Origin of the sequence: Thermomonas sp. (genome assembly GCF_025993755.1) — a bacterium.
GTDB lineage: Bacteria > Pseudomonadota > Gammaproteobacteria > Xanthomonadales > Xanthomonadaceae > Thermomonas.
On sequence record NZ_JAMQHN010000136.1, the window covers coordinates 12,796 to 37,699 of the forward strand.

Here is a 24,904-nt window from a genome sequence, read left to right on the forward strand (position 1 = left end):
TCAAGGGGAGGGTTGGGTGGGGATGGTGTGAGGGAATGCTGCCGGGAGCAACCCCATCCCCATCCCGGCCTTCCCCTTGAAGGGGAAGGGGAAAAGTGGGCCGCCTGCAACGGGGCGCTATTTCAACGCCTTGAACCGCAGCCGCTTCGGTGCGGCGTCATCGCCCATGCGGCGCTTCTTGTCTTCCTCGTACTCGCGGTAGTTGCCCTGGAAGAACTCCACATGCGAGTCGCCCTCGAAGGCGAGGATGTGGGTGGCGATACGGTCGAGGAACCAGCGATCGTGGCTGATCACGAAGGTGTTGCCGGGAAACTCCAGCAGTGCGTCTTCCAGCGCGCGCAGGGTTTCGATGTCGAGGTCGTTCGACGGTTCGTCCAGCAGCAGCACGTTGCCGCCCTGCAGCAGGGTCTTGGCCATGTGCAGGCGGCCGCGTTCACCGCCGGAGAGGCTGCCGACCAGCTTCTGCTGGTCCTGGCCCTTGAAGTTGAAGCGACCGATGTAGGCCCGCGACTGGATCTCGACGCCGTTGATGTTGAGGATGTCCAGCCCGCCGGAGACTTCCTGGAACACGTTGTTGTTCGGGTTGAGCGCGCCGCGGCTCTGGTCGACGTAGGCCAGGTTGACGGTCGGGCCGATGTTGATCGAACCCGAATCCGGCTTCTCCTGTCCGGTGATCATCTTGAACAACGTGGACTTGCCGGCACCGTTGGGGCCGATGATGCCGACGATGGCGCCCGGCGGCACGATCATCGACAGATCATCGATCAGCAGGCGGTCGCCGAAGCTCTTGCTGACGTTCTTGAATTCGATCACCGAATTGCCCAGGCGCTCGCCCGGCGGGATGAAGATTTCGTTGGTCTCGTTGCGCTTCTGGTAATCGACCGACTGCAGTTCCTCCAGCCGCGCCAGCCGCGCCTTGCCCTTGCTGCGGCCGCCCTTGGCGTTCTGGCGGGCCCATTCCAGTTCCTTCTGGATGGCCTTCTGGCGCGCCTTTTCCTGGTTCTCTTCCTGCTTCAGGCGCTCGTCCTTCTGCATCAGCCAGTCGGTGTAATTGCCCTTCCACGGGATGCCGCGGCCGCGGTCCAGTTCCAGAATCCACTCGGCGGCGTTGTCGAGGAAGTAACGATCGTGGGTCACCGCCACCACGGTGCCGGTGTAGCGGTGCAGGAACTGCTCCAGCCATTCCACCGACTCGGCGTCGAGGTGGTTGGTCGGCTCGTCCAGCAGCAGCATGTCGGGCTTTTGCAGCAGCAGGCGGCACAGCGCCACGCGGCGCTTCTCGCCGCCCGAGAGCTTGCCGATGACGGCATCCCACGGTGGCAGCCGCAGCGCGTCGGCGGCCACTTCCAGCTGGTTCTCCAGCGTGTGCGCGTCGCCGGCGGCGAGGATGGCTTCCAGACGCTCCTGCTCCTTCGCCAGCGCGTCGAAATCCGCGCCTTCCTCGGCGTAGGCGGCGTACACCGCGTCCAGCGCGGCCTGCGCCTGCAGCACTTCACCCACGCCTTCCTCCACCGCCTGACGCACGGTGTGTTCCGGATTCAGTTCGGGCTCCTGCGCCAGATAGCCGACCTTGATGCCGGGCTGCGGGCGCGCCTCGCCGTCGAAGTCCTTGTCCACGCCGGCCATGATCTTGAGCACGGTGGACTTGCCGGCGCCGTTCAGGCCCAGCAGGCCGATCTTGGCGCCGGGGAAGAACGACAGCGAGATGTCCTTGATGATCTGCCGCTTTGGCGGGACCACCTTGGACACGCGGTTCATGGTGTAGATGTATTGCGAAGACATGGGGATCCTGCAGGCGTCGGGCCGCGCATGCACGGAGCAGGCGCGGCATCTGGAATTGGTGGACCGCCGATTATAGCCGTTTGACGTGTCGGCCTTGCCGGTTCAGATCTGCCCGGTGCCCACTTGTACCAGCAGACTGGCCAGCGCCACCGCCGCCCACACGCCCAGCCCCAGCAGGATCGGCCGTGGTCCGGCCGCCGCCATCCGTCGCAGCTGGGCGGACAGGCCGATCGCCGTCAGCGCGGCAACGATCAGGAACTCCGCCAGGTCGTGCAGGTCCGGCAGCGCCGCCGCCGGCACCGCGCCAGCGCTGCGTGCCGCGGAGGCGGCCAGAAACCACAGGATGAACCACGGAAACGACGGCAGCAGCCGGAAACCGCCGCCACCCTCGCGCTGGTGCCGCCAGGCCTGCCATGCGACCAGCGCCAGGCACACTGGCACGATCAGAGTGGCGCGGGTCAGCTTGATGATGGTGGCGTAGTCACCAGCCACCTGGCTGTATTGATAACCGGCGGCAACCACCGACGAGGTGTCGTTGATCGCGGTGCCCGCCCACAGGCCGAAGCCGGTATCGCTCAGTCCCAGCAGGTGGCCCAGCGTCGGGAACAGCAGGACCGCTGCCACGTTGAACAGGAAGATGGTCGAGATGGCGTAGGCGGTTTCGTGTTCTTCGGGCTTCAAGATGGGGGCCGCCGCGGCGATCGCAGAGCCGCCGCAGATCGCGGTGCCCACGCCGATCAGGGCGGTCAGCTTGCCGGACACCTTCAGCCATCGACCCATCGCCCATGCGCTGAGGAAGGCCACCCCAAGAGTGACCAGAGTGACCGCCAGCGAATGCAGGCCGGTGCGCGCCACCTGGCCCAGGTTGAGCCCGAACCCGAGCAGCACCACTGAAGCCTGCAGCACATGTTTGGCGGCGAAGGCGATGCCAGGGACGAAGCGTGGCGTCGGCGGGAAAACCGTGGTCAGGACGATGCCCAGCACGATGCCGATCACCGCGCCGCCGATCAGCGGGAATGCGCTCCCCAGTGCCATCGCGATGCCCGCCAGTGCTGCGGCCAACAGCAGCCCCGGCCAGAATCGGGCGGTGGGCGGTCGCGAGGCGGTGGTGTGCATCGAAGATGGAAAGACGGTGGAAGGCGCGAGTATGCCCCGAGCCGCCCTGCGGAACATCGCCGTCACCGGGTGGCGGGCTACAATTGGCGCAGCCAAAGGCCGGGTTCCCGGCCCGTTTCTTCGTCATTTCCCCTGCCCAGGAGTTGCGATGTATCCGCGAGACGCCCGCATTGAAGGCTATGACCCCGAACTGGCCCAGGCCATCGCCGACGAAAACAGGCGACAGGAGGATCACGTTGAACTGATCGCGTCGGAAAACTACGCCAGCCCGCGGGTGATGGAGGCGCAGGGCAGTCAGCTGACCAACAAGTACGCGGAAGGCTACCCGGGCAAGCGCTACTACGGCGGCTGCGAATTCGTGGACGTGGCCGAGCGGCTGGCGATCGAGCGCTGCAAGCAGCTGTTCGGCGCCGACTATGCCAACGTCCAGCCGCACTCGGGCTCGCAGGCCAACCAGGCGGTGTATTTCGCGCTGTTGCAGCCCGGCGACACCATTCTCGGCATGTCGCTGGCGCATGGCGGGCATTTGACCCACGGGGCCAAGGTCAATGCGTCGGGCAAGCTGTTCAACGCCGTCCAGTACGGCGTGAACGACCAGGGTCTGATCGACTACGACGAAGTGGAGCGTCTGGCCCAGGAGCACAGGCCGAAGATGGTGGTGGCGGGCTTTTCCGCCTATTCGCAGGTGGTCGACTGGGCGCGTTTCCGCGCCATCGCCGACAGGGTGGGCGCCTACCTGTTCGTGGACATGGCGCACGTGGCGGGCCTGGTCGCCGCCGGGGTCTATCCCAGTCCGGTGCCGCATGCGCACGTGGTGACCTCCACCACGCACAAGACCCTGCGCGGCCCGCGCGGCGGGATCATCGTCGCCAGCCGCGCGGCGATGGGCGAGCAGGCTGAGGACATCGAGAAGAAACTGCAGTCCATCGTCTTCCCCGGCATCCAGGGCGGCCCGCTGATGCATGTGATTGCGGCCAAGGCGGTGGCGTTCAAGGAAGCCCTCGATCCTGCGTTCAAGGAGTACCAGCAGCAGGTGGTGAAGAACGCGCAGGCGATGGCGCGCACCCTGCAAGCGCGCGGCTACAAGATCGTCTCCGGGGGCACCGAGGACCACCTGATGCTGATCGACCTGATCGGCCGCGAGGTCAGCGGCAAGCAGGCCGAGGAAGCGCTGGGCAAGGCACACATCACGGTGAACAAGAACGCGGTGCCGAACGACCCGCGCAAGCCCTTCGTCACTTCCGGCCTGCGCATCGGCACCCCGGCGGTGACGACCCGCGGCTACAGGGAGCCGGACTGCGTGGCGCTGGCCGAGTGGATCTGCGACGTGCTGGACAACCCCAATGACGAAGACGTGATCGCCGGCGTGCGCGAGAACGTCGAGAAACAGTGCCGGCAGTTCCCGGTCTACGGCTGATCCGCGCCAACGATGCACTGCCCCTTCTGCCAGCACGCCGACACCCGGGTCATCGACTCGCGGGTGAGCGAGGACGGGGCGACGATCCGCCGCCGGCGCGAGTGCGAGGCCTGCGGCGAGCGGTTCTCGACACTGGAGGCGGTCGAACTCAAATTGCCGGCGATCGTCAAGTCCGACGACCGGCGCGAGGCGTTCGATGCGCGCAAGCTGCGCGTCGGCTTCGATCGCGCGCTGCAAAAGCGGCCGGTGTCGGAAGAACAGATCGAAGCGGCGGTGCGGGCCGTTGTGCACCAGTTGCGCATGACCGGTGAGCGCGAAGTTGCGGCGCGGCGCGTTGGCGAATTCGTGATGGCCGAACTGCGCAAGCTCGACCACGTCGGCTATGTGCGCTTCGCCTCGGTCTATCGCAGTTTCGAGGACGTGGCCGACTTCCGTGAAGAACTGGATCGGCTGGAACACGACTTGCCGAGCGAAGGCCAGCTGTCGCTGCTGGGTGACGGCGCCGTCAAGAGCGGATCCGATCCCCATTGGCGGCGCGCCGAGGCGAAAGCCGCAAAGGAACGGGAAAAGTGACTTCAACCGACTTCACCACCATCGACCACGTGCATATGGCGCGCGCGCTGCGGTTGGCCGAACGCGGCGCCTACACCACCCGCCCGAATCCCGTGGTCGGTTGCGTGATCGCGCACGGCGATGCGGTGGTTGGCGAAGGCTGGCACCAGCGCAAGGGCGGGCCGCATGCGGAGGTGTTCGCGCTGCAGGCTGCCGGCGATCGCGCGCGCGGCGCGACGGCGTATGTCACGCTGGAACCCTGCGCGCACACCGGCAGCACCGGCCCCTGCGCCGACGCGCTGATTGCCGCCGGCGTGGCGCGCGTGGTGGCGGCGATGCGCGATCCGTTCCCGAAAGTGGACGGGGCCGGCTTCGAGAAGCTGCGCGCGGCCGGGATCGAGGTCGCTTCCGGCCTGATGGAAGCGCAGGCGCGCGAGCTCAACAACGGATTCATCGCCCGCATGGAGCGCGGCTGGCCGTGGCTGCGGGTGAAGCTGGCGACCACGCTGGACGGACGCACCGCCACCGAATCCGGCGAGTCGCGCTGGATCAGCGGCGAAGCCGCGCGCCGCGACGTGCACCGCTGGCGCGCGCGCTGCGGCGCGCTGCTGACCGGGGCCGGCACGGTGCTGGCCGATGATCCGCACCTGACCGTGCGGCTGGGCGACGACACACCGTTCGTGCCGCCGCTGCGGGTGGTGCTCGACCCGGGCCTGGCCACCGTCGCCCGCGGCCACGTCCGCGAAGGCGATGCGCCCACGCTCTACCTGCATGCGCCGGACGCCAAGGTGCCGCGTGGCGTGGAAATCGATCACGTCGCGGTGCCGGTCGAGAAGGGCCGTTTCGATCCGGGCGCCGTGCTGCGGCTGCTGGGTTCGCGCGAGATCAATGAAGTCCAGATGGAAGCCGGAGCGACGCTGGCTGGCGCCTTCCTCGACGCCGGACTGGTGGATGAGCTGCTGCTCTACGTCGCCCCCGTGCTGCTGGGCGCGCGCGCGCGCCCGCTGTTCGACGGGTTGCACATCGACGCGATGGCGCAGCGGCTGAAAATGCGGCGCATCGACAGCACCATCCTCGGGGAGGATTTCCGCTTGCAGCTGCGCCCGGAACCGCGCTGATGTTTACCGGACTGGTGGATGGCATCGGCGCGCTGCGCGCGCGCGAGCCGCGCGGCGGCGACGCTCGGCTGGTCATCGCGGTCGGCGACCTGCCGTTTGCCGATGCCGCGCTGGGCGAGAGCATCGCGGTCAGCGGCTGCTGCCTGACCGTGGTCGAGTTCGATGCGGTCTCGTTTGCGGTCGATGCCTCCAACGAAACGCTGGCGTTGACCACGCTGGGGCAGCTGCCCGTCGGCGCGCCGCTGAACCTGGAACGCGCGCTGCTGCCGACCGATCGGCTCGGTGGCCATCTGGTCAGCGGACACGTCGATGGCTTGGCGACCGCGGTGCGGCGCCGGGAAGATGCGCGCGCCGTGCGCTGGCGGTTCGAGCTCGATCGACGGCTGCTGCGCTATGTCGCGCACAAGGGCTCGATCTGCGTGGATGGCGTCAGTCTGACCGTCAATGCCGCGGACGACGCCGGGTTCGAGGTGGCGTTGATCCCGCATACCGTTGCGCACACGACCTTCCATGCCCTGCGTGAAGGGGATCGGGTGAATGTCGAAGTGGATTTGCTGGCGCGCTATGTCGAGCGGCTGCAGGCCACGAAGGGAGAGTCATGAGTTTTGCAAGCATCCCCGAACTGCTCGATGAACTGCGCGCGGGGCGCATGGTGGTCATCGTCGACGACGAGGATCGCGAGAACGAGGGCGACCTGATCATGGCCGCCGAACTGGTCAAGCCGTCCGACATCAATTTCATGGTGACCCACGCCCGCGGGCTGGTCTGCCTGTCTCTGACCCGCGAACGTTGCGCGCAGCTGGGCCTGAACCCGATGGTGCGCGACAACACCTCGCAGCACCACACCAATTTCACCACCAGCATCGAGGCCGCCGAAGGCGTGACGACCGGCATCAGCGCCTACGATCGCGCCCATACCGTGCGCACCGCCGTGAGGCCCGACGCCCGGCCGTCCGACCTCAGCCAGCCCGGCCACATCTTTCCGCTGATGGCGCAGCCCGGCGGCGTATTGAGCCGCGCCGGCCATACCGAGGCGGCGGCGGATCTGGCGCGGCTGGCTGGCTTCGAGCCGGCTGGCGTGCTGGTGGAGATCCTCAACCCCGACGGCAGCATGGCGCGCCGGCCCGAGTTGGAGCTTTTTGCCCGCGAACATGGGTTGAAGATCGGCTCGATCGAAGACCTGATCCGCCACCGCCTTGAAACCGAACACACGGTGGAGCGCATCGACAGCCGCGCCATCTGCACCGATCACGGCGAATTCACCCTGCACACCTGGCGTGATCGCCTGACCCGCGGGCTGCATTACGCGCTGGCGCAGGGCGCGGTCGATGACGGCGAGCCGGTTCTGGTGCGGGTGCAGCCGCAAAATCCGCTGGCCGACGCGCTGCACTGGCGGCGCGAGGACTTCGGCCCGCTGGTGGGCGACGTGCTGGCGCTGATCGCGTCCGAGCGCCGCGGCGTGCTGGTGCTGCTGGGCGATGCGCCGGATGCCGAAGCCACCCTGGCCCGCATCCGCGAACAACCGGCGGCGCCGGCCAGCAAGGCGGGCGCACTGGCGCAGTGGCGGCGCAATGGCGCCGGCGCGCAGATCCTCGCCGACCTCGGCCTGCGCCATCTGCGCGTGCTCGGCACCCCGCGACGGCAGGTCGGCCTGGCCGGCTACGGGCTGGAAGTGGTGGAGTACGTGGTGTTGCCGGCACGGTAAACTGATCAGCCCGATCTTCCCTTGTTCGAGCGATGACTCTTTACGCAGGCGAACTGCGCGTCCATCCGGATGCGCGCTTTGCGATCCTCGCCAGCCGCTGGCACCCGCGCGTCGTCGATGCGCTGGTGGATGGTGCGCTGGCGGCGCTGGTCGACAACGGAGCCGACGCGTCGAGGATAGATATTGTGCGCGTTCCGGGCGCCTGGGAACTGCCGATGGCAGCGCAGGTTCTGGCGCGGGCCGGGCGGTACGCGGCGATCATCGCGCTCGGCTGCGTGGTGCGCGGCGATACCCGCCATTACGAACAGGTTGCCGATGGCGCCGCGCAGGGGTTGATGCGGGTGGCGCTGGATACCGGCGTGCCGGTGCTCAACGGCGTGCTGGCGGTGGAGCGCAGCGAGGACGCGCTGGCGCGTGCCGGCGGTGCGCGCGGCAACAAGGGTGCGGATGTGGCGCTGGCGGCGATCGAAATGGTCGATCTGCAGCGCAGGCCGGTGGGCGTGTCATCATGAACGCCAGGCGCGGCGCCGCTTCGGCGCAGGAGTCGAACCGATGAGCAGACATCGCAAGGGCGGCATCGACCCGGTCGCGCGCTCGCGTTCGCGTCGGCGCGCCCTTCAGGCGCTGTACGCGTGGCAGGTCAGCGGCGGCGATGCGCGTTCGGTCATTGCCCAGTTCGCACACGAACAGGCGCACGAAGAAGCGGATCTGGAGTATTTCGAGGATCTCGTGCGCGGCGTCCTGCTGCACGCCGACGAGCTGGATGCGACGCTGGCGACGCACCTGGATCGGGAGATCGGCACGGTCGATCCGGTCGAACGCGCCGCGCTGCGCATCGCCGCCTACGAACTGGTCTATCGCCCGGACGTGCCCTATCGGGTGGTCATCAACGAAGCCATCGACTCCACCAAGCGCTTCGGTGCCGAGCACGGCCACACCTACGTCAACGGCGTGCTGGACAAGGTGGCGGTCGCGCTGCGCGGACTCGAGGCGCAGCGTTCCGGCTGAGTCGCGTCGGGCCGGGGTGAGGGAAGGGCTGACATGCGCGAGTTCGATCTGATCGCCCGCATCCGCGAACGCGTAACCGCACGCGGCGACGTGCTGCTCGGCATCGGCGACGACTGCGCGCTGCTGGAAGTGCCGGTGGGCCTGCAACTGGCGATCACCTCGGACACGCTCAATGCCGGCGTGCATTTCCCGCCCGAGACCAGGCCGTTCGACATCGGCTGGAAATCGCTGGCGGTCAATTTGTCCGACCTTGCGGCGATGGGCGCGCAGCCGGCGTGGTGCACGCTGGCGCTGGCCCTGCCGGAGGCCAGCGCCGAATTTGTCGACGGGTTTCTCGACGGATTCCTCGAACTGGCGGCGCAGCATGGCGTGGCGCTGATCGGCGGCGACACCACCGCCGGCCCGCTGTCGGTCAACGTGACGGCGCACGGCTTCATCGAGCCGGGCCAGGCCTTGCGCCGCGATGGTGCGCGGGCCGGCGACGAGGTCTGGGTCAGCGGCACGCTGGGCGATGCCGCCGGCGCACTGTCGCAGTGGCGGAGCGCAGAGAGAGTCGATCCGACGTTGCGCCTGCGTCTTGACCGTCCCGTGCCAAGAGTCGCACTGGGCCGCGCGCTGCGCGGTGTGGCGACCAGTTGCATCGATATTTCAGACGGCCTGCTGGCCGATCTTGGCCACGTTTGTCGCGCCAGCGACCTCGGGGCACGTGTGGATGCGCTGCCGACCAGCGCCGCACTGCAGGCTGCATTCGATCCCGAGCAACGACGCGCGCTACAGATGACTGGCGGCGACGATTACGAACTGTGCTTCACCGCGCCGGCAGCGTGTTGCGGTGCCGTGCTTGCGGCTGCCGAAGCAGGTGCTGTTCCGGTGACTCGAATCGGCGTCATCATGCGGGGCAAGGATGTGCAAGCGATTCGTGCCGATGGCGATTCATGGAAACCTCCGCACGCGGGGTTCGAGCATTTCGCTTGAAGGCAATTCGTGTGGTGCCATTGCAGCCTTGGCTGGCGGTGACTCAGGGCCTGTGGCGGGAGTCCTGAGCTTCGTGCGAAGCGGGGGGCAGGGACTCGATGATGGGTGCAATTAGCGCTGCAGGCACCACCGTCACCTTGCCGTCTCCGGCAATGGCGGCCTGTTCCTCGATGGCCCGATCCGGAGTGACTGCGATGTTGGCCGGATACAGCGGCGCCCTGATCCGGAGATCTCTCGCGACCGGGGTGGTGCCGGTGATGTCGCGATAAAGCGCCAGCGCCAGCGCCAGCGATGCATGGATGTTCGGGTGAATTCCATCCGGCAGTGGGTTGTCGTTCGGCTGTGCTCTGCGGACTGTATCGATGATCTCGGCGGCATTGAACAGCTGGCCATCGACCTTGCGCGCAATCATGCCCACGCTGCGCGCCGTCCGCTGGTCCCACCTGCGGTCCGGCCCCCAGGTCGAAAACAGCAGGACGCGCGCTCCCTGCGCGTGTGCCAGTTTCGCGAACGTTTCGTAGGCGCGCATGCTGGCCGCGCAGGGGGCTTTTCTGGAAGAGGATGAGCCTGCAACGCAGACCGCCAGGTTGCCGCCTTGCTCCTGCAGCAGGATTGCGTCGTAGTGACCGCGTCCCAGTTCGGCGCTTGCGAATCCATCGGACGCGCGATCGCTGAGCTTGCCGCCCGGCGCGGCGAAGGTTCGCGTCACCAACGGAGTTCCCTGCGCTTCGCCGATGGCCCGGAGCATGGCGGGCAGGTTGTTGGAGTAAATCAGTGAATTCCCGACCAGGAGGATCCGGTATTCGTGCGTCGTGGGTCCGTTGGCCGCGGCCTGTGCCTGTACTGGTGGTGGGGCAAGGGCGGTGAGCGGAAGGACGATCGCGAGAGAGGCGATTGCAAGAAACGGGTTGCGCGACATTGGGGCGACTCCGGCGAAGGGAAACGGGATGGCAAGTGACAAATGGACCGATGGCAAGTGCGGCGACTGGAACCTGAGCCGGAACCGGTTTCAAGGTGAGCAGATGTTGTTGCCGCGATCCGCGTCCGGCAGCTTGTGTTCGGGATCGAGGGTCAGCGTGGCCACCGGGCGATCGCTGTCGAGGGTGAGGGTGGGCGTTGCGCCGAAGCGCCAGGCTTCCACCGGCACGCGGATGTCGCGGTGGCCGCCATCGGCGAAGGCGATCCGCAGCGTGGCCGGCATCACCAGTTTCTGGCGGCTGACAAGCTGCACTCGCAGGCCCTTTGCCGGGTCGCCGTCCACATAGGCGGCGCTTGCGATGCCCATGTCGAGCGGCCAGTTGTTGATGTACCAGCCGCGCCACCACCACGACAGGTCTTCCCCGGCCGCGCTTTCCATGAAGCGGAAGAAATCCGAGGACGTCGGGTGCTTCCACGACCAGGTCCGGATGTAGGCGCGAAACGCCGGGTCGAAGCGCTCGGGGCCGAGGATCTGCTCGCGCAGCAGCACCAGGCCGAGCGCGCCCTTGAAGTAGGTGACCGGGTGCCGGTATTTCTCGCTGACGGTGTCGGGCGGCGCCATCAGGGTCGGCGCCTGCGCGTCGGCCAGCAGCGGCAGGATTTCGTCGACGGGATTGCCGCCGCCGGGCGCATATTCGCCGTCGCGCTTGGGCGCGTACTCGCCGTGGTTGAAGGCGTCCTGCGCGTAGACGTCGATGAAGGTGTTGAACGCCTCGTCCATGAACGCCTCGCGGCGCTCGTTGGAGCCGACCATCATCGGGAACCAGGTGTGGCCGATTTCGTGCGCGGTGATCCAGAACAGGAACTTGCCGCCGTCGTCGAAGCCGTCGAACACGATGCCCGGATACTCCATGCCGGCGCCGTGGCCGCCGAGGTTGATCGCCACCGGCCACGGGTAGGGCGTCCATGTTTCGGAAAAATGTTCGAGCGCGCCTTTCAGGTATTCGGTGGAGCGGTCCCACTTGTCCGGACCGACGCCTTCGACCGGGTACACCGACATCGCCAGCGCCTGTTTTCCCTGCGGCAGGTTGACGCGCGCGGCGTCCCAGACGAAGGCGGGCGAGGCGGCGAAGGCCACGTCGCGGGTCGGATTCATGCGGAAGCGCCAGGTCAGGGTGCCGCTGCGGGTGGGCCGCGAGGCCGGGTCGCCGACTTCTTCCGGCTTGCGGATGTAGGCGGTGGCGTCGCTGGCCCGCGCCGCGGCGAGGCGGCGCTGTTGCTCCGGCGTCAGCACGTCCTGCGGGTTCACCAGTTCGCCGGAACCGGCCACGATCCAGTCCCACGGCACCGTCACGGCATAGTCGATGCGGCCGTATTCGAGATAGAACTCGGAGCCGAGGTAGGGCAGGGTGTCCCAGCCGCGCAGATCGTCGTACACGGCCATGCGTGGGAACCACTGGGCGATCTCGTAGATGTCGCCGTTCTTCGTCGGCGTGATCGCGGTGCGCCCGCCCCAGGTGCCGGGCACGGTGTAGTGGTAGCGGACGTGCAGGCGCAGCTGCCCGCCGTGACCGCGCAGTGCGGTCGGCAGATCGATGCGCAAGCGGGTGTCGTCGACGAGATGGGAAACGGGCTTGCCGTCGATCTCGATGGCATCGAGCTGGTAGCCGTCGGAGGCCATGCCCGGCTTCTTCGGCCACGGCGAGGTCAGCGCGCCGCGCGAGTCTGGGCGATAGATGTTCTGGTCGAGCTGCAGCCACAGCGCGTCCAGCGCGTCCGGGCTGTGGTTGGTGTAGGTGATGGTTTCCTCGCCATACAGGGTGCGCGTGGCGGGATCGATCCGCGCGTCGATCGCGTAGTCGGCGCGGTTCTGCCAGAACGCCGCGCCGGGACGGCCGGCGCCGTCGCGGATCGAGTTGGCCGGATGGGGCAGCTGCAGCGGCGCGAACAGCGCCTGCGGGTCGAACGGGCCGGTCGGCTCGACGGCGGTCGCGGGCAGGCAGGCGAACAGCGCAAGCGCCGTCGAGAGGCTGGCGAAATGGCGCAGGGACATGGACGGGCTCTCGCAGGGCCGAAGCGGCATTGTGCGAAAGCCCGGGGGTGGCCGTATCGGCCGGAAGTCACCGTTGGCCGTCGGGTCGGTCGGCTTCAGTCGGGATCGGGCAGCAGCTTGCCCGGATTGAGGATGCCGTCCGGGTCCAGCGCATTCTTGACCGCACGCATCGCGTCCAGCGTGGCGGCGTCGAAGGCGTCGGCCATGAACGCCTGCTTCGACAGCCCGATCCCGTGTTCGCCGGACAGCGCACCGCCCAGCCGCAGGGCCAGCGCGAACACCCGGAGCAGGGCGGCACGGGCGCGCGCGGTTTCGTCGGCATCGTCCGGGTGGTAAAGGATGTTGACGTGCAGGTTGCCGTTGCCGGCGTGGCCGAAGCTGACGATGGGCAGCGCGAATTCCGCCGCCAACGCCTCCACCCCGGCGACCAGATCGGGGATGCGTGAGACCGGCACCACCACGTCCTCGTTGATCTTGCCCGGCGCGATCGTGCGCAACGCCGGCGACAGCGCGCGCCGCGCCGCCAACAGCCGGTCGCGGGCGCTGCCGTCCTGCGCCACGTCCATGTCGATCAGGCCATCGCCCTCGGCGGCGGCCGCCAGCGCGGCGAGGATATCGGGCAGCGCATCAAGGCTGCCGTCGGCCTCCACCAGCAGCATCGCGCCGGCGTCGGGCACGTCGCTGCCGTTCTGCCGCAGCAGGGCCAGGCTGCGCCGGTCCAGGAACTCCAGCATCGCCGGCACCGCCGGCTGCGCCATCAGCCGCGACACGGCGGCGGCGGCGCTGGCGGCATCGCGGTAGAAGACGCGCAGGCCGGCCTGCGTCTGCGGAAGCGGGGCGAGTCGCACTGTCGCTTCCACGATCAGCGCCAGCGTGCCTTCGCTGCCGACGAGCAATCGCGTGAGGTCGAACCCGGAGGAACACTTGGTATAGGCACCGCCGACCCGGATCAACTCGCCCGCGCCGGTGACGGCCACCAGCCCCAACACATTGTCGCGGGTGGCGCCGTATTTCACCGCGCGCGGGCCGCCGGCATTGGTGGCCAGGTTGCCGCCCACGGTGCAATTTTCGAAACTGGACGGGTCTGGTGGCCAGAACAGCCCGTGTGCCTGCAGCGCGGCCTGCAGATCGCCATTGCGAACGCCCGGCTCCACCACCGCGCAGCGGTCCGCGGGGCGGATGGCGAGGATGCGGTGCATGCGTGCGAACGACACGACGATCCCGCCCGCCGTCGGCACTGCGGCGCCGGTGGTGGCGGTGCCGGCGCCGCGCGCGGTCAGCGGCACGCGATGGCGGCGACAGGCGTGGACGATGGCGACCACCTGTTCGCGGCTCTGCGGCAGCACCACCGCGTCGGGCAGCGCCACGCGGCGTGAATCGTCGCTGGCGTGGGCCTGGCGCGTGGCGGCATCCACCCGCCAGCCGCCGCCCAGCAGACTCGACAGTTCAGCGACGAAAGCTGCGGGCATCGGCATCGACGTCAACACTCGTCGGCGCGGAAGGCGTCGCGCAACCATTCCATGCGGGGCGCGTGCGGGTCGCCGCAGGCGGCGATCACGTCGAAACGGCAGGGGGCATCGGCCAGGCGCGGGTTGCGGGCCAGATACAGCTGCGCGGCACGCACCAGCTTGCGGCGCTTGCCGCGATCCACCGAGGCCGGGGCGCCTCCGAAGGCGAGGTCGGAACGGTAGCGCACTTCGACGAACACCAGGCTGGCGCCGTCTTGCATCACCAGGTCCAGTTCACCGCCACGGGCACGGGCGTTGCGCGCCAGCAGGCGCAGGCCTTGCGCCTGCAGGAAGGCCAGCGCGGCATCTTCGCTGGCCGCGCCGCGGGCGCGGCGATCGGGCTCAACGGGCGTCATCGCCCAGCGGAACCGGGACGCCGCCCTGGATGCGCGACCAGCTCGGCCGCCGCAGCACGTTGCCGAAACCGTCCAGGCTCAGGCGTCCGGTGGCGCCTGCGATCCGCGCGTTCGGATCCAGCGCCAGCTGCTCCAGATGACCGGTCAACAGCCAGGCGTCGAAGCCGAAGGCGAACAGGCGCGCTGCGGGGCCCTTGGCGGTCCTGGACTGGGCCGCGGCGCTGGATTGCGAAGGCAGGCCGGGAACGCGCTCGATCAACCAGGTCTCGGTGGGGAAGACGATGCCGTCCAGCGCCGCGTCTTCGTCCGGCTTGCCGGTGCCGGACGTGATCTGCGAGCCGGCCAGCCGCAGCAGGCCGGACAATCCCGCTGCCGCCAGCTGGGGCGCCAGCGTGCGCGCCTGCGGCCCCTTCAAGACCATCAACACGGCATCGGGTTTGGCGACGGACTGGGCTTGTGCGCGCAGCGCATCGGTCATCTGCGACGCGTAGCCGAGGCTGGCGGCGATGTGGATGCCGCGGCGTTGCAGAGCGGTTCGCGCCGCATCCGCCGTGCGCTTCTGCGTATCGTCGCCGCCGGCGATCAACAGGACCGAACGGCTGCCGCGATCGATCAGCGCCTGCGCGAGGCTGACGCCCTCGTCTTCGGGCGACAGCGAGAACGCAGCGCTGCCCGAAGGCGGCGTCGTGCTGCCGCGATTGAGGGCGAGCACGGGAATGTCCGCAGCCTCGTCGCCAAAAATCGCGTCCACGTCTTCCTTGACCAGAGGGCCGACCAGCAGGTCGTTGCCGTCCGCGGCCGCGCGCGCGTAGGCCGCCCGGTAGCCGGCGCCGGTGTCGTAGAAGCGCAGGGTCGGACGGCGGCGGGATTCGCCGTAGTAGCCGGTCAGGTAGCCGTCGCGAACCGATGCGGCGGCGGTGGCCTGACTGCCGGAGAGCGGAAGCAGGATGCCGACCCGCAGCGGCGGGCGGTAGCCGTCGCGGTCGGCGGGCGGACGCGACGCGCTGCCGAACGACACGTCGCCGCGGTCGAACGCGCGCGGCAGCGGCAGGCCGCGGCGCTGCAGTGCACGGCCGGCGAAGTTGTAGAGCGGGTCGCCGGCCGGCAGCCGGGCGGCGTCGCGGGCCAGCGTGGCGTTGTCGATTGCGGCCAGCAGACGGTCGATGGCGGCGGCATTGTCGCGCCTGGCCTGGCCGCTCAGGCCGGCATGCCCGAGAGCCAGCGATCGCGCCTGGCTGAACGCACTGTCGTAGGCGGCCACCGGTGCGTGGGATACCGAAACTTCGGCGCAGCCTGTCAGGGTCAGCGCCAGAACGAGGAAAAGCGATCGCATGGAAAACACGGCCTGGGTCGCCTGTCGATAGACTTGGACGGGATTCTAACCGGGTGGGCGCAGACAGGCATGGACGAACCGGGAACGCTGTACGTGGTCGCCACGCCGATCGGCAACCTGGGCGATATCGGCGCGCGCGCCCTGGACACCCTGCGCCAGGCCGCCGCGATCTGCGCCGAGGACACCCGCCGCAGCGGCCAGCTGTTGTCGCACTTCGGCATCCGGACGCCCTTGCTGGCGCTGCATGAGTACAACGAAGATGCGATCGCGCAGAAAATCGTCGTCCGGCTGTTGTCCGGCGAATCGCTGGCGCTGGTGTCCGATGCCGGCACGCCGCTGGTCTCCGATCCCGGCTACCGACTGGTGCGTGCAGCGCGGTCCGCCGGGGTCAAGGTCAGCCCGGTGCCGGGGCCCAGCGCCTTGATCGCCGCGCTCAGCGTGGCCGGTTTGCCCAGCGATCGCTTTGCCTTCGAGGGCTTCCTGCCGGCCAAGGCCAGCGCGCGCCGCGATCGGCTGCAGGCGCTTGCCGGCGATCCGCGCACGCTGATTTTCTACGAGGCATCGCACCGCATCGACGAAACCCTGGGCGACATGGCGGCGGAACTGGGCGGGGATCGGCCGGCGGCGCTGGCGCGCGAGCTGACCAAATTGTTCGAAACCGTTCTGGACGGCACGTTGGCCGAACTGTCGGCACGCGTGCGGTCCGATCCCGACCAGCGCAAGGGTGAGTTCGTGGTGCTGGTGCAGGGCGCGGGCGAGGATGCCGACGCCAAGGTGGCTGAAGGCCGCCGCCTGTACGCGAAACTCAAGGAGCACCTGCCGCCCTCGACGGCGGCGAAGCTGGCGGCGGAACTCTCCGGCGCTCCGCGCAAGGCTCTGTACGGATCGGAGTAAGGATGTTTCGATCCTGCTTGTCACTCCCGCGAAGGCGGGCGTCGTTTCGTAGATGAATGTCTGCGTGTCCTTGATTGTGACGGTTGAACGCACTGGATGCCCGCCTTCGCGGGCATGACGGGAGTTGTTCAGAGGTTTCCGGGCTGTTTGGATTGCCATAGCCCCCTTTGGTAAAGGGGGCGCGCCGACAGGCGCGGGGATTCGGAAGGCAAGGGCCCGGGGCCCAAAGTTTGCTGCGCAAACTTTGGGAACTTTTCCGCCTGCAGGCGGAAAAGTTGGCGGAGCCGGCCGATAAGCCGGGTTCTGTCGTGGACAGTCATTCCTCTGGGCGCAGGGTCACCCCTACGCTCGAGCAACCTACCCGGAGGCTCTGCGGGTCGCATCACCGCCTCCCTATTTGGTCTTGCTCCCGGTGGGGTTTGCCGTGCCGGTCCGTTGCCGGACTCGCGGTGCGCTCTTACCGCACCATTTCACCCTTGCCCGCATCCCGAAGGACCGCTGGCGGTATCTTTCTGTTGCACTGTCCGTCGGCTCGCGCCGCCCAGGCGTTACCTGGCACCGTACCCTGTGGAGCCCGGACTTTCCTCGACACCGGTTGCCCGATGCCGCGACTGTCTGGCCGACTCCGCCGCCGCCATTGTACGTGCGGAAACTTCAACCGTGGCTTTCCAGCGTGGTTTCTCCGAGGAAGGCGCCCCCCGGCCCGAAGCGGCGTTCGATGATCGTGCCGCGACCGTTCTGGTCGACCAGCACCAGCGTGCTGGCGCGGGTGCCATAGGTTTCGCCACGCACGAAGGCCGACGACAGGTGGCGCTCCATGGCCAGCGGGATGCCCGTCCGCGGCAGTGAATCGTCGGGTGCGATACGGGTGTCTGCCAGCGCAGCCCACAGCGGGTCCAGCGCCGTGCTTCCGGATTCGGCCCAGTCCTGCAGCACGGCTTGCAGCTGCCGGGTCTTGGGCCAGGGCGCGTCGAACGGGCCATTGGACAGGGCGTGGACGCCCGGCGCGACCTCGCGGGCTGCCTGCAACGGATGGTTGCCGACGTAGGCGCAGCGATCGGCATCGGCCAGCACCAGGTTGAAGGGTGCGTACTGCGCGGCGCGGTGCGCGATGCCGCTGGCGCAATCGGGGGCGCTGGCCCCGCCGGTCAGGAACCGGGAGGGCAGGTCGCCGCGCGAGGGTCCGTCGAAAGTTGCCGGAGGGCCGTCGCGCACGTTGGTGACGACGGCGACACGCCCGTCCGGCCCGAGGCCCATCCAGGTCCCGCCCGAACGCAGGTCGCGGCCTGCCAGCACCGGGACATCCGCCCAGGCGGCCAGCGCGGCGGTCGGCCGTTCGTGCATTTCGTCGCGGTTGCCGGCCATGACCAGACGCCAGAGCGGGTGGATTTTCCAGGCAAAGCCGACCAGGCACATGGCCGGATTGTGGCGCATTCCTCTGATTGGCGATTTGTGCGATGCAGCATCCACCGGAAAGTCGGATATTCCCGACATGCGCCGATGTGGAGAAAAACCGCAATCTCAAAATTTGAGATCAAACATCGGGTTGTGGATAACTCTTGAGTAATTTCTTGAAGTTTGACGCAAGTCCTTGACCGGACAATGAAAAATTCTTGCAAAAGGTGTTGACAGAGATGTGGACGCTGCCTAATGTGGCGAAACGTGGGAAAACCGGGAAATTTGTGGTTTTCTGCTGCGAATTTTGCATGTTCCGGGGTGCCGAGGCCAGATGTTCCAGGGTGAGACCGTCATCAGCGTTGACGACAAGGGCCGATTGGCGATTCCGACCGCCTATCGTGACCTGATCGCGCACGAGTGCGGCAACCGCCTGGTGCTGACCTACAGCCCGTTCGATGCCGGCTGCCTGTACCTGTACCCGCAGTCGGTGTGGGAGAAGGTGCGCGATCAGGTCAACGCGTTGCCGCGGATCCGCCAGGACAGCCGACTGCTGCAGCGCAAACTGGTGGGTGCGGCGGCCTTCGTCGAGCCGGATGGCAATGGCCGCATCTCCTTGCCAGCCAGCCAGCGCGCGGCCACCGGCATCGACCGCAAGGCGGTGCTGCTGGGCATGGGCGACAAGTTCGAGTTGTGGGGCGAGCAGGCACACCACGGCCAAGTGCAGCTGACCTTCGGGGATGGCGACCTGGGCGAACACCTGCTGGGCCTGGAGTTGTGAGCGGCGGTGGCGCGGACGCCGCGTCCGCCCACCTGCCGGTGATGTTGGCCGAAGTCATGGACGGTCTGGCGGTGAAACGGGACGGAACCTATCTGGACGGCACCTTCGGGCGCGGTGGGCACGCCCGGAAGATTCTGCAACAGCTTGGGCCGGAGGGGCGGTTGTTGGCGATGGACAAGGATCCGGACGCGATCGCGGTGGCGGCCAGCCTCGCCGAAGGCGAACCGCGGCTGACCCTGCGTCGCGGCAGCTTCGCCGACCTGGCCGGCTGGTCGCCGGCGCAGGCGGGGCTGGATGGCGTCCTGTTCGATCTCGGCGTCTCCTCGCCGCAGCTGGACGTGGCCGAGCGCGGATTTTCCTTCGCCAAGGATGGCCCGCTCGACATGCGCATGGATCCCGAGTCCGGCGAAAGCGCCGCGCAATGGCTGGCGCGCGCGGACGAGCGGGAGATTGCCGACGTGCTTTGGCGCCATGGCGAGGAGCGCCAGAGCCGGCGGATCGCGCGGGCGATCGTGGCGCGCCGCCAGGAGCAGCCGCTGCAGCGCACCGCCCAGCTGGCGGCGCTGATCGCGTCCGTGCTTCCTCGCGGCGGGTCGAAGATTCATCCGGCGACCCGCAGCTTCCAGGCCATCCGCATTCACGTCAACCGCGAGCTGGCCGATCTGGAGGTCGGGCTCGACGCCGCGCTGTCCTGCCTGAAGCCGGGTGGACGGATGGCGGTGATCAGCTTCCACTCGCTGGAAGACCGCATCGTCAAGCAGTTCATGGCGCGGCACGCCAAGGCACCGCCGGCCGACCGCCGGCGCCCCGCCGTGGAGAATTTCGTTCCATCCCTGCGTCTGGTCGGTGGCGCGACCAAGGCCGGCGAGGCCGAGCTGTCCGCCAACCCCCGCGCCCGCAGCGCGGTGCTGCGGGTGGCCGAGAAGTTGGCGGCGGTCGAGCCGTCTTCCCGCCGCCCGCCCGGCGCGGAGCGGCGGCCGTGATCCGGGGCTTCCTCATCGCCGTGCTGCTGCTGGCCAACGTCGCCACCGCGCTGCTGGTCGTCCGCGATCGTCACGAGCACCGGCAGGCGTTCATTGTGCTGACCCGGCTGGAGAAGGCGCGCGACGAGTTGAACATCGAGTTCGGCCGTCTCCAGATCGAGCAGGCGACCTGGGCGGAAAGCGGTCGCATCAACCAGATGGCGACCACGCGGCTGGGCATGGTGTTCCCGCGCACCGAAGACATCGAGGTGCTGCGCCGATGATGTCCCGTTTCCGCAAGCGTCCGCGTTGGCTGGGCGGTGGCGATCGACGCGAGCGGATGTCTGCGCGTCCACGCGCCCACGCCGGCTTCGACCTGCACAAGCGGATGTGGGTGGTCGGTATCGGGCTCGGCCTCGGCTCGACCATCCTGGTCGGGCGGGCGATGCAGCTTCAGGTCATCGACCGCGGCTTCTACCAGCAGCAGGGCGACGCGCGTTTCGTGCGCGAGCTGCCGATCGTGGCGTCGCGCGGAATGATCCTCGACCGCAACGGCGAACCGTTGGCGATTTCCTCGCCGGTGGAGTCGGTGTGGGTCAACCCGAAGGAACTGTTGCGGGCGCCGGAGCGGATCCCGGAGCTGGCCGATGCGTTGGGCATCCCGCGCGACGAGCTGGCCAGTCGACTGAGCGCGCGGGCCGACAAGGAATTCGTCTATCTCAAGCGGCGCATGAACCCGGATGACGCGGCGCGGGTCGTCGCGCTGGACATCCCCGGCGTGTCCAGCCAGCGCGAATACCGCCGCTTCTACCCGCAGGGTGAGGCGATGGCGCACATCCTCGGGTTCACCAATATCGACGACCGTGGCCAGGAAGGCCTGGAACTGGCCTTCGACGACTGGCTCACCGGCAAGCCGGGCGCCAAGCGCGTGATTCGCGACAACCGCGGCCGGATCGTCGAGAACGTCGACCTGGTGCGGGCGGCGCAGCCGGGGCGCGATCTGACGCTGAGCATCGACCGCCGCATCCAGTACCTGACCCATCGCGAGCTGCGCAACGCGATCGCCGAAACCGGCGCCAGCAGCGGGTCGGCGGTGGTGCTCGACGTGCACACCGGCGAAGTGCTGGCGATGGCCAACCTGCCGACCTTCAATCCCAACTCGGTCGGCAGCGCGCCCAGCGACGCCCATCGCAATCGCGCCGTGACGGATCTGCTGGAGCCCGGTTCGACGATGAAGCCGCTGACCGTCGCGGCGGCGCTGGAAGCCGGGGTGATCGCGCCGGAAACCCTGTTCAACACCAGCCCGGGCTGGATCCCCAACGGCAAGTACCGGACGACCGACACCCACAACTACGGCGTGCTCGACACCACCGGCGTGATCCGCAAGAGCTCCAACGTCGGCGCGGCGCTGATCGCCAGGCGCCTGAGCGACGTCCAGTTCAACGACTTCCTGCGCCGCTTCGGCTACGGGCGGAGCACCGGCAGCGGGTTCCCGGGCGAGGCCGCGGGGTTGTTCCCGCAGCCGGCGCGCTGGAGCGGCACCACCAAGCAGACCATGAGCTACGGCTACGGACTGTCGGTGACGCCGCTGCAGATCGCCACGGCCTACGCCGCCTTGGGCAACGGCGGCCTGTTGCACCAGCCCAGCTTCATCCACGGCGAGAACAAGCCGGCGCATCGGGTGCTTGATCCCCGGATCGCGGCCGAAGTGCTGCGGATGATGCAGACCGTCACCGAACCCGGCGGCACGGCGACCCGCGCGGCGATCCTCGGCTACCACGTGGCCGGCAAGACCGGGACCTCGCGCAAGGCCAGCGGCGGCGGATATTCCCGACGCTACATCGGCTATTTCGCCGGGCTCGTGCCGGTCGATCGCCCGCGCTTCGCGATGGTGGTCGCGGTGAACGACCCGGATCCGGCGCGCGGGAGCTATTACGGCGGCGTGGTCGCCGCGCCGGTCTTCCACAACGTGATGGAAGGCGCGCTGCGGCTGATGGACGTGTCTCCGGACAATCTCGATGCCTGGCTTGCCGCGCAGGCGTCCGCAGACGCGAAGAGGCAGCGCGCAGGTGGGTCTGCGGCACCCGCGATGCCGGCACCTGCAGCCGTTCCAGGGAGGGCGCCATGACCCGCGCCATGCTGCTGCATGATCTGCTGCCGGAACTGGAAGGGCTGTCGGCGGATCTGGCCATCACCGGGCTGGTGCAGGACAGCCGCGAGCTGAAGGCAGGCGATGCCTTCGTCGCGATCGGCGGCTTCGGAACCCACGGGCTGACGTTTTGCGACCGGGTGCGCGCCGCCGGTGCGTCGGCGATCCTTTACGAACCGCCGGCGCCGGGCGACCTGCCGGCGCCCGCCGATGCGATCGCCGTGCCCGGATTGCGCGCGCGCATGGGTGCGATGGCCGACGCCTTCCACGGCCGTCCCAGCGCCGGCATGACGATGGTCGGCGTCACCGGAACCAACGGGAAAACCTCCACCGTTCAATTGCTGGCGCAGGCGTGGACGCTGCGCGGGCAGACGGTCGGCACCATCGGCACTCTGGGTGCGGGCATCTGGCCGAACGTCGTGCCGACCGGCTTCACCACGCCGCTGGTGCTGCGCCTGCACGCGCTGCTGGCCGAATTGCGCGACGAGGGCGCGGCGGCGGTGGCGATGGAGGTGTCCTCGCACGCGCTCGACCAGGGGCGGGTGGATGGCGTGCATTTCGACGTCGCGGTATTCACCAACCTGACCCGCGACCATCTCGACTACCACGGCGACATGGCGCACTACGGTGCCGCCAAGGCCAGGCTGTTCGCGATGCCGGGCCTGCGCGCCGCGGCGGTCAATCTGGACGATGCCTTCGGGCGCGAGTTGCACGCGGCGGTGGCCGGCAAGGTGCGCGCGCTGGGCTTTTCCTCACGCGACGCCGCCGGTGCCGCGGTGCGCGCCGAGGACCTGGTGCTGGATGGCGCCGGAATCGGCTTCATGCTGCACGCCGGCGGTCAGGCGCATGTGGTGCGTTCGGCGCTGCTCGGGCGCTTCAACGTCGACAATCTGCTCGGCGTGGCCACCACCCTGTTCGCGCTGGGCATGGCGCCGGCGCTGATTGCGCAGACCCTGTCGGAACTGTCGCCGGTGGACGGGCGCATGAATCGGCTCGGCGGCGAAGGCGGACTGCCGCTGGTGGTGGTGGACTACGCGCATACGCCCGACGCGCTGGAACAGGCGCTGGCGTCGCTGCGCGCCCACACCGTGGGCAAGCTGACCTGCGTGTTCGGCTGCGGCGGCGAGCGCGACACCGGCAAGCGCCCGCAAATGGCGGCGATCGCCGAGCGCCTGGCCGATCGGGTGTTCGTCACCGACGACAATCCGCGCCACGAGGACGGCGATGCGATCGTCGCCGGCATCGTCGCTGGTTTCGCCGATCCGGCGAGGGTGATCGTGCAGCGCGACCGCGCCCGCGCCATCGCGCAGGCGATCGAATCCTCCGGCGCGCAGGACGTGGTGCTGATCGCCGGCAAAGGCCACGAGCCCTATCAGGACGTGGCGGGCGTCAAGCATCCGTTCGAGGATGCGGCAGTGGCGCGCGAGTGCCTGCGGAGGCACGCATGAAGCCGCTGGCGCTGTCCTGGATCGCGCAGGCCACCGGCGGTCGCCTGCAGGGTGAGGATCGCACCATCGATGCCGTGGCCACCGACACCCGCGCCCTGCCGCAGGGTGGAACGCCGCTGTTCGTCGCGCTCAAGGGCGAGCAGTTCGACGGCCATGCGCACGTGCAGGCCGCCGCCGACGGCGGCTGCGTCGCCGCGCTGGTCGCGCGTCCGGTGGATGCGGCGCTCCCGCAGGTGATCGTGGCCGACACCGAGCGCGCGCTCGGCGATTTCGCGGCGGCGGTCCAGCGCGAACGCGCCACCCGGGTGCTGGCCGTCACCGGCAGCAACGGCAAGACCACGGTCAAGACCCTGCTGCACTCGATCCTCACGGAACTGGGCGCCGCCTACGCCAATCCCGGCAACCGCAACAACGAGATCGGCCTGCCGCTGGCGGTGCTCGACGCGCCCGAGGACGCCCGCTTCGCCGTCTATGAAATGGGCGCCGGCAAGCCCGGCGACATCGCCTACCTCACCGCGATCGCGCGTCCGGACATCGCGCTGGTCAACAACATCGGTGCCGCGCATCTGGAGCGAATGGGCAGCCTGCAGGGCGTGGCGGAGACCAAGGGCGCGATCTACGACGCGCTGGCGGAAGACGGCGTTGCGGTGATCAATGCCGACGATGCGTTCGCACTGTATTTCACCGAGCGTGCGAACGGACGGAAGCTCCTGAGCTTCGGCATTGAGTCGCGCGCCGATGTGACGGCCCGCGACGTGCATGCCGGACTGGGCGGTTCCCGCTTCACGCTGGATGCGCCGGTCGGAACGAGCGTAATCACGCTTCCGCTGCCGGGACTGCACAACGTCCGCAACGCGTTGGCCGCGGCGACCATGGCCATAACTGCCGGTGCCGATATCGACCACGTCCGCGCCGGACTGGAGCAGTCCGCGCCGGTGGCCGGGCGACTGGTGGTGCGTCGCCTGGATGACGGCAGCGCGCTGATCGACGACAGCTACAACGCCAATCCAGGTTCGCTGGCGGCCGCGATCGACGTGCTCGCCGGCGCGGCGGGAACGCGCTGGCTGGTGCTGGGCGACATGCGCGAGCTGGGCGGGGACGCCGCCGTGCTGCACGCGCAGGCCGGCGAACATGCGCGCCAGGCCGGAATCGAACGCCTGTACGTGCTGGGCGAACTGAGCGCGCATGCGGCTGCCGCGTTCGGCGCCGGTGCGCGCGTGTTCGACAGCCACGAGGCCTTGATCGCATCCCTGGATGCCGACCTGCGGTCCGCTGCGGCCGACGCCTCGCGCGTCACCGTCCTCGTCAAGGGCTCCCGCGGCAGCGCGATGGATCGGGTCGTGCGCGGCCTGCTCGAGCGCGGAGGTGGCCAGTGACCGTCTTCCCGAACCCGATGCGCCGGCAGGTCCCGAGTCTGTCCGACCAACTCCTTCG

General features: G+C 68.7%; 23 protein-coding genes and 1 other RNA gene. 15 read left to right on the forward strand and 9 right to left on the reverse strand.

The window, feature by feature from the left end:
* Window positions 1–117 precede the first annotated feature (117 nt).
* Complete coding sequence (ettA, locus tag Q0X16_RS09845) at window positions 118–1,782, reverse strand: energy-dependent translational throttle protein EttA (protein ID WP_297833585.1); 1,665 nt, start codon at window positions 1,780–1,782, stop codon at window positions 118–120.
* Between the two features lie 102 nt (window positions 1,783–1,884).
* On the reverse strand, window positions 1,885–2,898 hold the full coding sequence (locus Q0X16_RS09850; RefSeq protein WP_297833588.1) for a YeiH family protein: 1,014 nt from the start codon (window positions 2,896–2,898) through the stop codon (window positions 1,885–1,887).
* A gap of 148 nt (window positions 2,899–3,046) precedes the next feature.
* Here Q0X16_RS09850 and glyA point away from each other — a divergent pair, with 148 nt between their 5' ends.
* Genes glyA through thiL form a run of 8 tightly spaced genes read left to right on the forward strand, consistent with a single transcriptional unit; the run spans window position 3,047 to window position 9,673 of the window.
* Window positions 3,047–4,315: a serine hydroxymethyltransferase gene (glyA, locus tag Q0X16_RS09855; RefSeq protein WP_297833591.1), complete on the forward strand. Its 1,269-nt coding sequence runs from the start codon at window positions 3,047–3,049 to the stop codon at window positions 4,313–4,315.
* A 12-nt stretch (window positions 4,316–4,327) separates the two neighbouring features.
* On the forward strand, window positions 4,328–4,888 hold the full coding sequence (nrdR, locus tag Q0X16_RS09860) for a transcriptional regulator NrdR (RefSeq protein ID WP_297833594.1): 561 nt from the start codon (window positions 4,328–4,330) through the stop codon (window positions 4,886–4,888).
* A 35-nt stretch (window positions 4,889–4,923) separates the two neighbouring features.
* The gene (gene ribD, locus Q0X16_RS09865) at window positions 4,924–5,985 is read left to right on the forward strand and encodes a bifunctional diaminohydroxyphosphoribosylaminopyrimidine deaminase/5-amino-6-(5-phosphoribosylamino)uracil reductase RibD (protein ID WP_297833716.1); all 1,062 of its coding nucleotides are present in this window, start codon (window positions 4,924–4,926) and stop codon (window positions 5,983–5,985) included.
* Entirely contained in the window at window positions 5,985–6,587 is a 603-nt protein-coding gene (locus Q0X16_RS09870; RefSeq protein WP_297833597.1) for a riboflavin synthase, read from the forward strand. Before ribD ends, Q0X16_RS09870 begins: the two co-directional genes overlap by 1 nt.
* Entirely contained in the window at window positions 6,584–7,690 is a 1,107-nt protein-coding gene (gene ribB, locus Q0X16_RS09875) for a 3,4-dihydroxy-2-butanone-4-phosphate synthase (RefSeq protein WP_297833599.1), read from the forward strand. Before Q0X16_RS09870 ends, ribB begins: the two co-directional genes overlap by 4 nt.
* 32 nt (window positions 7,691–7,722) lie before the next feature.
* The gene (gene ribH / locus Q0X16_RS09880) at window positions 7,723–8,202 is read left to right on the forward strand and encodes a 6,7-dimethyl-8-ribityllumazine synthase (protein WP_297833602.1); all 480 of its coding nucleotides are present in this window, start codon (window positions 7,723–7,725) and stop codon (window positions 8,200–8,202) included.
* Window positions 8,203–8,242: 40 nt separating this feature from the next.
* Window positions 8,243–8,698, forward strand: coding sequence for a transcription antitermination factor NusB (gene nusB / locus Q0X16_RS09885; protein ID WP_297833605.1), 456 nt, complete (start codon window positions 8,243–8,245; stop codon window positions 8,696–8,698).
* A 33-nt stretch (window positions 8,699–8,731) separates the two neighbouring features.
* The gene (thiL, locus tag Q0X16_RS09890) at window positions 8,732–9,673 is read left to right on the forward strand and encodes a thiamine-phosphate kinase (protein ID WP_297833606.1); all 942 of its coding nucleotides are present in this window, start codon (window positions 8,732–8,734) and stop codon (window positions 9,671–9,673) included.
* 43 nt (window positions 9,674–9,716) lie between these two features.
* Here the strand turns inward: thiL and Q0X16_RS09895 are convergent, their stop codons facing one another.
* From Q0X16_RS09895 to Q0X16_RS09915, 5 genes are all read right to left on the reverse strand, one after another.
* Window positions 9,717–10,592 carry a hypothetical protein gene (locus tag Q0X16_RS09895; protein ID WP_297833608.1) on the reverse strand — a complete coding sequence of 292 codons (876 nt, stop codon included), beginning with the start codon at window positions 10,590–10,592 and terminating at the stop codon, window positions 9,717–9,719.
* Between the two features lie 90 nt (window positions 10,593–10,682).
* Window positions 10,683–12,644, reverse strand: a complete 1,962-nt coding sequence (locus Q0X16_RS09900) for a M1 family metallopeptidase (RefSeq protein WP_297833610.1) — start codon at window positions 12,642–12,644, stop codon at window positions 10,683–10,685.
* Window positions 12,645–12,739: 95 nt separating this feature from the next.
* Entirely contained in the window at window positions 12,740–14,113 is a 1,374-nt protein-coding gene (locus Q0X16_RS09905) for an FAD-linked oxidase C-terminal domain-containing protein (protein ID WP_297833612.1), read from the reverse strand.
* 11 nt (window positions 14,114–14,124) lie between these two features.
* The gene (locus Q0X16_RS09910; RefSeq protein WP_297833615.1) at window positions 14,125–14,508 is read right to left on the reverse strand and encodes a YraN family protein; all 384 of its coding nucleotides are present in this window, start codon (window positions 14,506–14,508) and stop codon (window positions 14,125–14,127) included.
* On the reverse strand, window positions 14,495–15,841 hold the full coding sequence (locus tag Q0X16_RS09915) for a penicillin-binding protein activator (protein ID WP_297833617.1): 1,347 nt from the start codon (window positions 15,839–15,841) through the stop codon (window positions 14,495–14,497). The genes Q0X16_RS09910 and Q0X16_RS09915 overlap by 14 nt, the downstream gene beginning before the upstream one ends.
* A gap of 69 nt (window positions 15,842–15,910) precedes the next feature.
* Between Q0X16_RS09915 and rsmI the strand changes: the two genes are divergently transcribed.
* Window positions 15,911–16,735: a 16S rRNA (cytidine(1402)-2'-O)-methyltransferase gene (gene rsmI, locus Q0X16_RS09920; protein WP_297833619.1), complete on the forward strand. Its 825-nt coding sequence runs from the start codon at window positions 15,911–15,913 to the stop codon at window positions 16,733–16,735.
* Between the two features lie 276 nt (window positions 16,736–17,011).
* Here the strand turns inward: rsmI and rnpB are convergent.
* Both rnpB and Q0X16_RS09930 read right to left on the reverse strand, forming a co-directional pair.
* An RNA gene (rnpB, locus tag Q0X16_RS09925) (RNase P RNA component class A) lies at window positions 17,012–17,362 on the reverse strand.
* A gap of 27 nt (window positions 17,363–17,389) precedes the next feature.
* Window positions 17,390–18,151, reverse strand: a complete 762-nt coding sequence (locus tag Q0X16_RS09930; RefSeq protein ID WP_297833719.1) for an NRDE family protein — start codon at window positions 18,149–18,151, stop codon at window positions 17,390–17,392.
* Between the two features lie 313 nt (window positions 18,152–18,464).
* Between Q0X16_RS09930 and mraZ the strand changes: the two genes are divergently transcribed.
* The 6 genes from mraZ to murF are packed head-to-tail and all read left to right on the forward strand — an operon-like array spanning window position 18,465 to window position 24,846.
* Window positions 18,465–18,911, forward strand: coding sequence for a division/cell wall cluster transcriptional repressor MraZ (gene mraZ / locus Q0X16_RS09935; protein ID WP_297833622.1), 447 nt, complete (start codon window positions 18,465–18,467; stop codon window positions 18,909–18,911).
* Complete coding sequence (rsmH, locus tag Q0X16_RS09940) at window positions 18,908–19,894, forward strand: 16S rRNA (cytosine(1402)-N(4))-methyltransferase RsmH (protein ID WP_297833625.1); 987 nt, start codon at window positions 18,908–18,910, stop codon at window positions 19,892–19,894. Before mraZ ends, rsmH begins: the two co-directional genes overlap by 4 nt.
* Window positions 19,894–20,157 (forward strand): cell division protein FtsL, encoded by a 264-nt coding sequence (gene ftsL / locus Q0X16_RS09945; RefSeq protein ID WP_297833722.1) that lies wholly within the window; start codon window positions 19,894–19,896, stop codon window positions 20,155–20,157. The genes rsmH and ftsL overlap by 1 nt, the downstream gene beginning before the upstream one ends.
* A 56-nt stretch (window positions 20,158–20,213) precedes the next feature.
* On the forward strand, window positions 20,214–22,001 hold the full coding sequence (locus tag Q0X16_RS09950; RefSeq protein WP_297833725.1) for a penicillin-binding transpeptidase domain-containing protein: 1,788 nt from the start codon (window positions 20,214–20,216) through the stop codon (window positions 21,999–22,001).
* Window positions 21,998–23,470 carry a UDP-N-acetylmuramoyl-L-alanyl-D-glutamate--2,6-diaminopimelate ligase gene (locus Q0X16_RS09955; protein ID WP_297833629.1) on the forward strand — a complete coding sequence of 491 codons (1,473 nt, stop codon included), beginning with the start codon at window positions 21,998–22,000 and terminating at the stop codon, window positions 23,468–23,470. Before Q0X16_RS09950 ends, Q0X16_RS09955 begins: the two co-directional genes overlap by 4 nt.
* Window positions 23,467–24,846: a UDP-N-acetylmuramoyl-tripeptide--D-alanyl-D-alanine ligase gene (murF, locus tag Q0X16_RS09960; protein WP_297833632.1), complete on the forward strand. Its 1,380-nt coding sequence runs from the start codon at window positions 23,467–23,469 to the stop codon at window positions 24,844–24,846. Before Q0X16_RS09955 ends, murF begins: the two co-directional genes overlap by 4 nt.
* Window positions 24,847–24,904 lie beyond the last annotated feature (58 nt).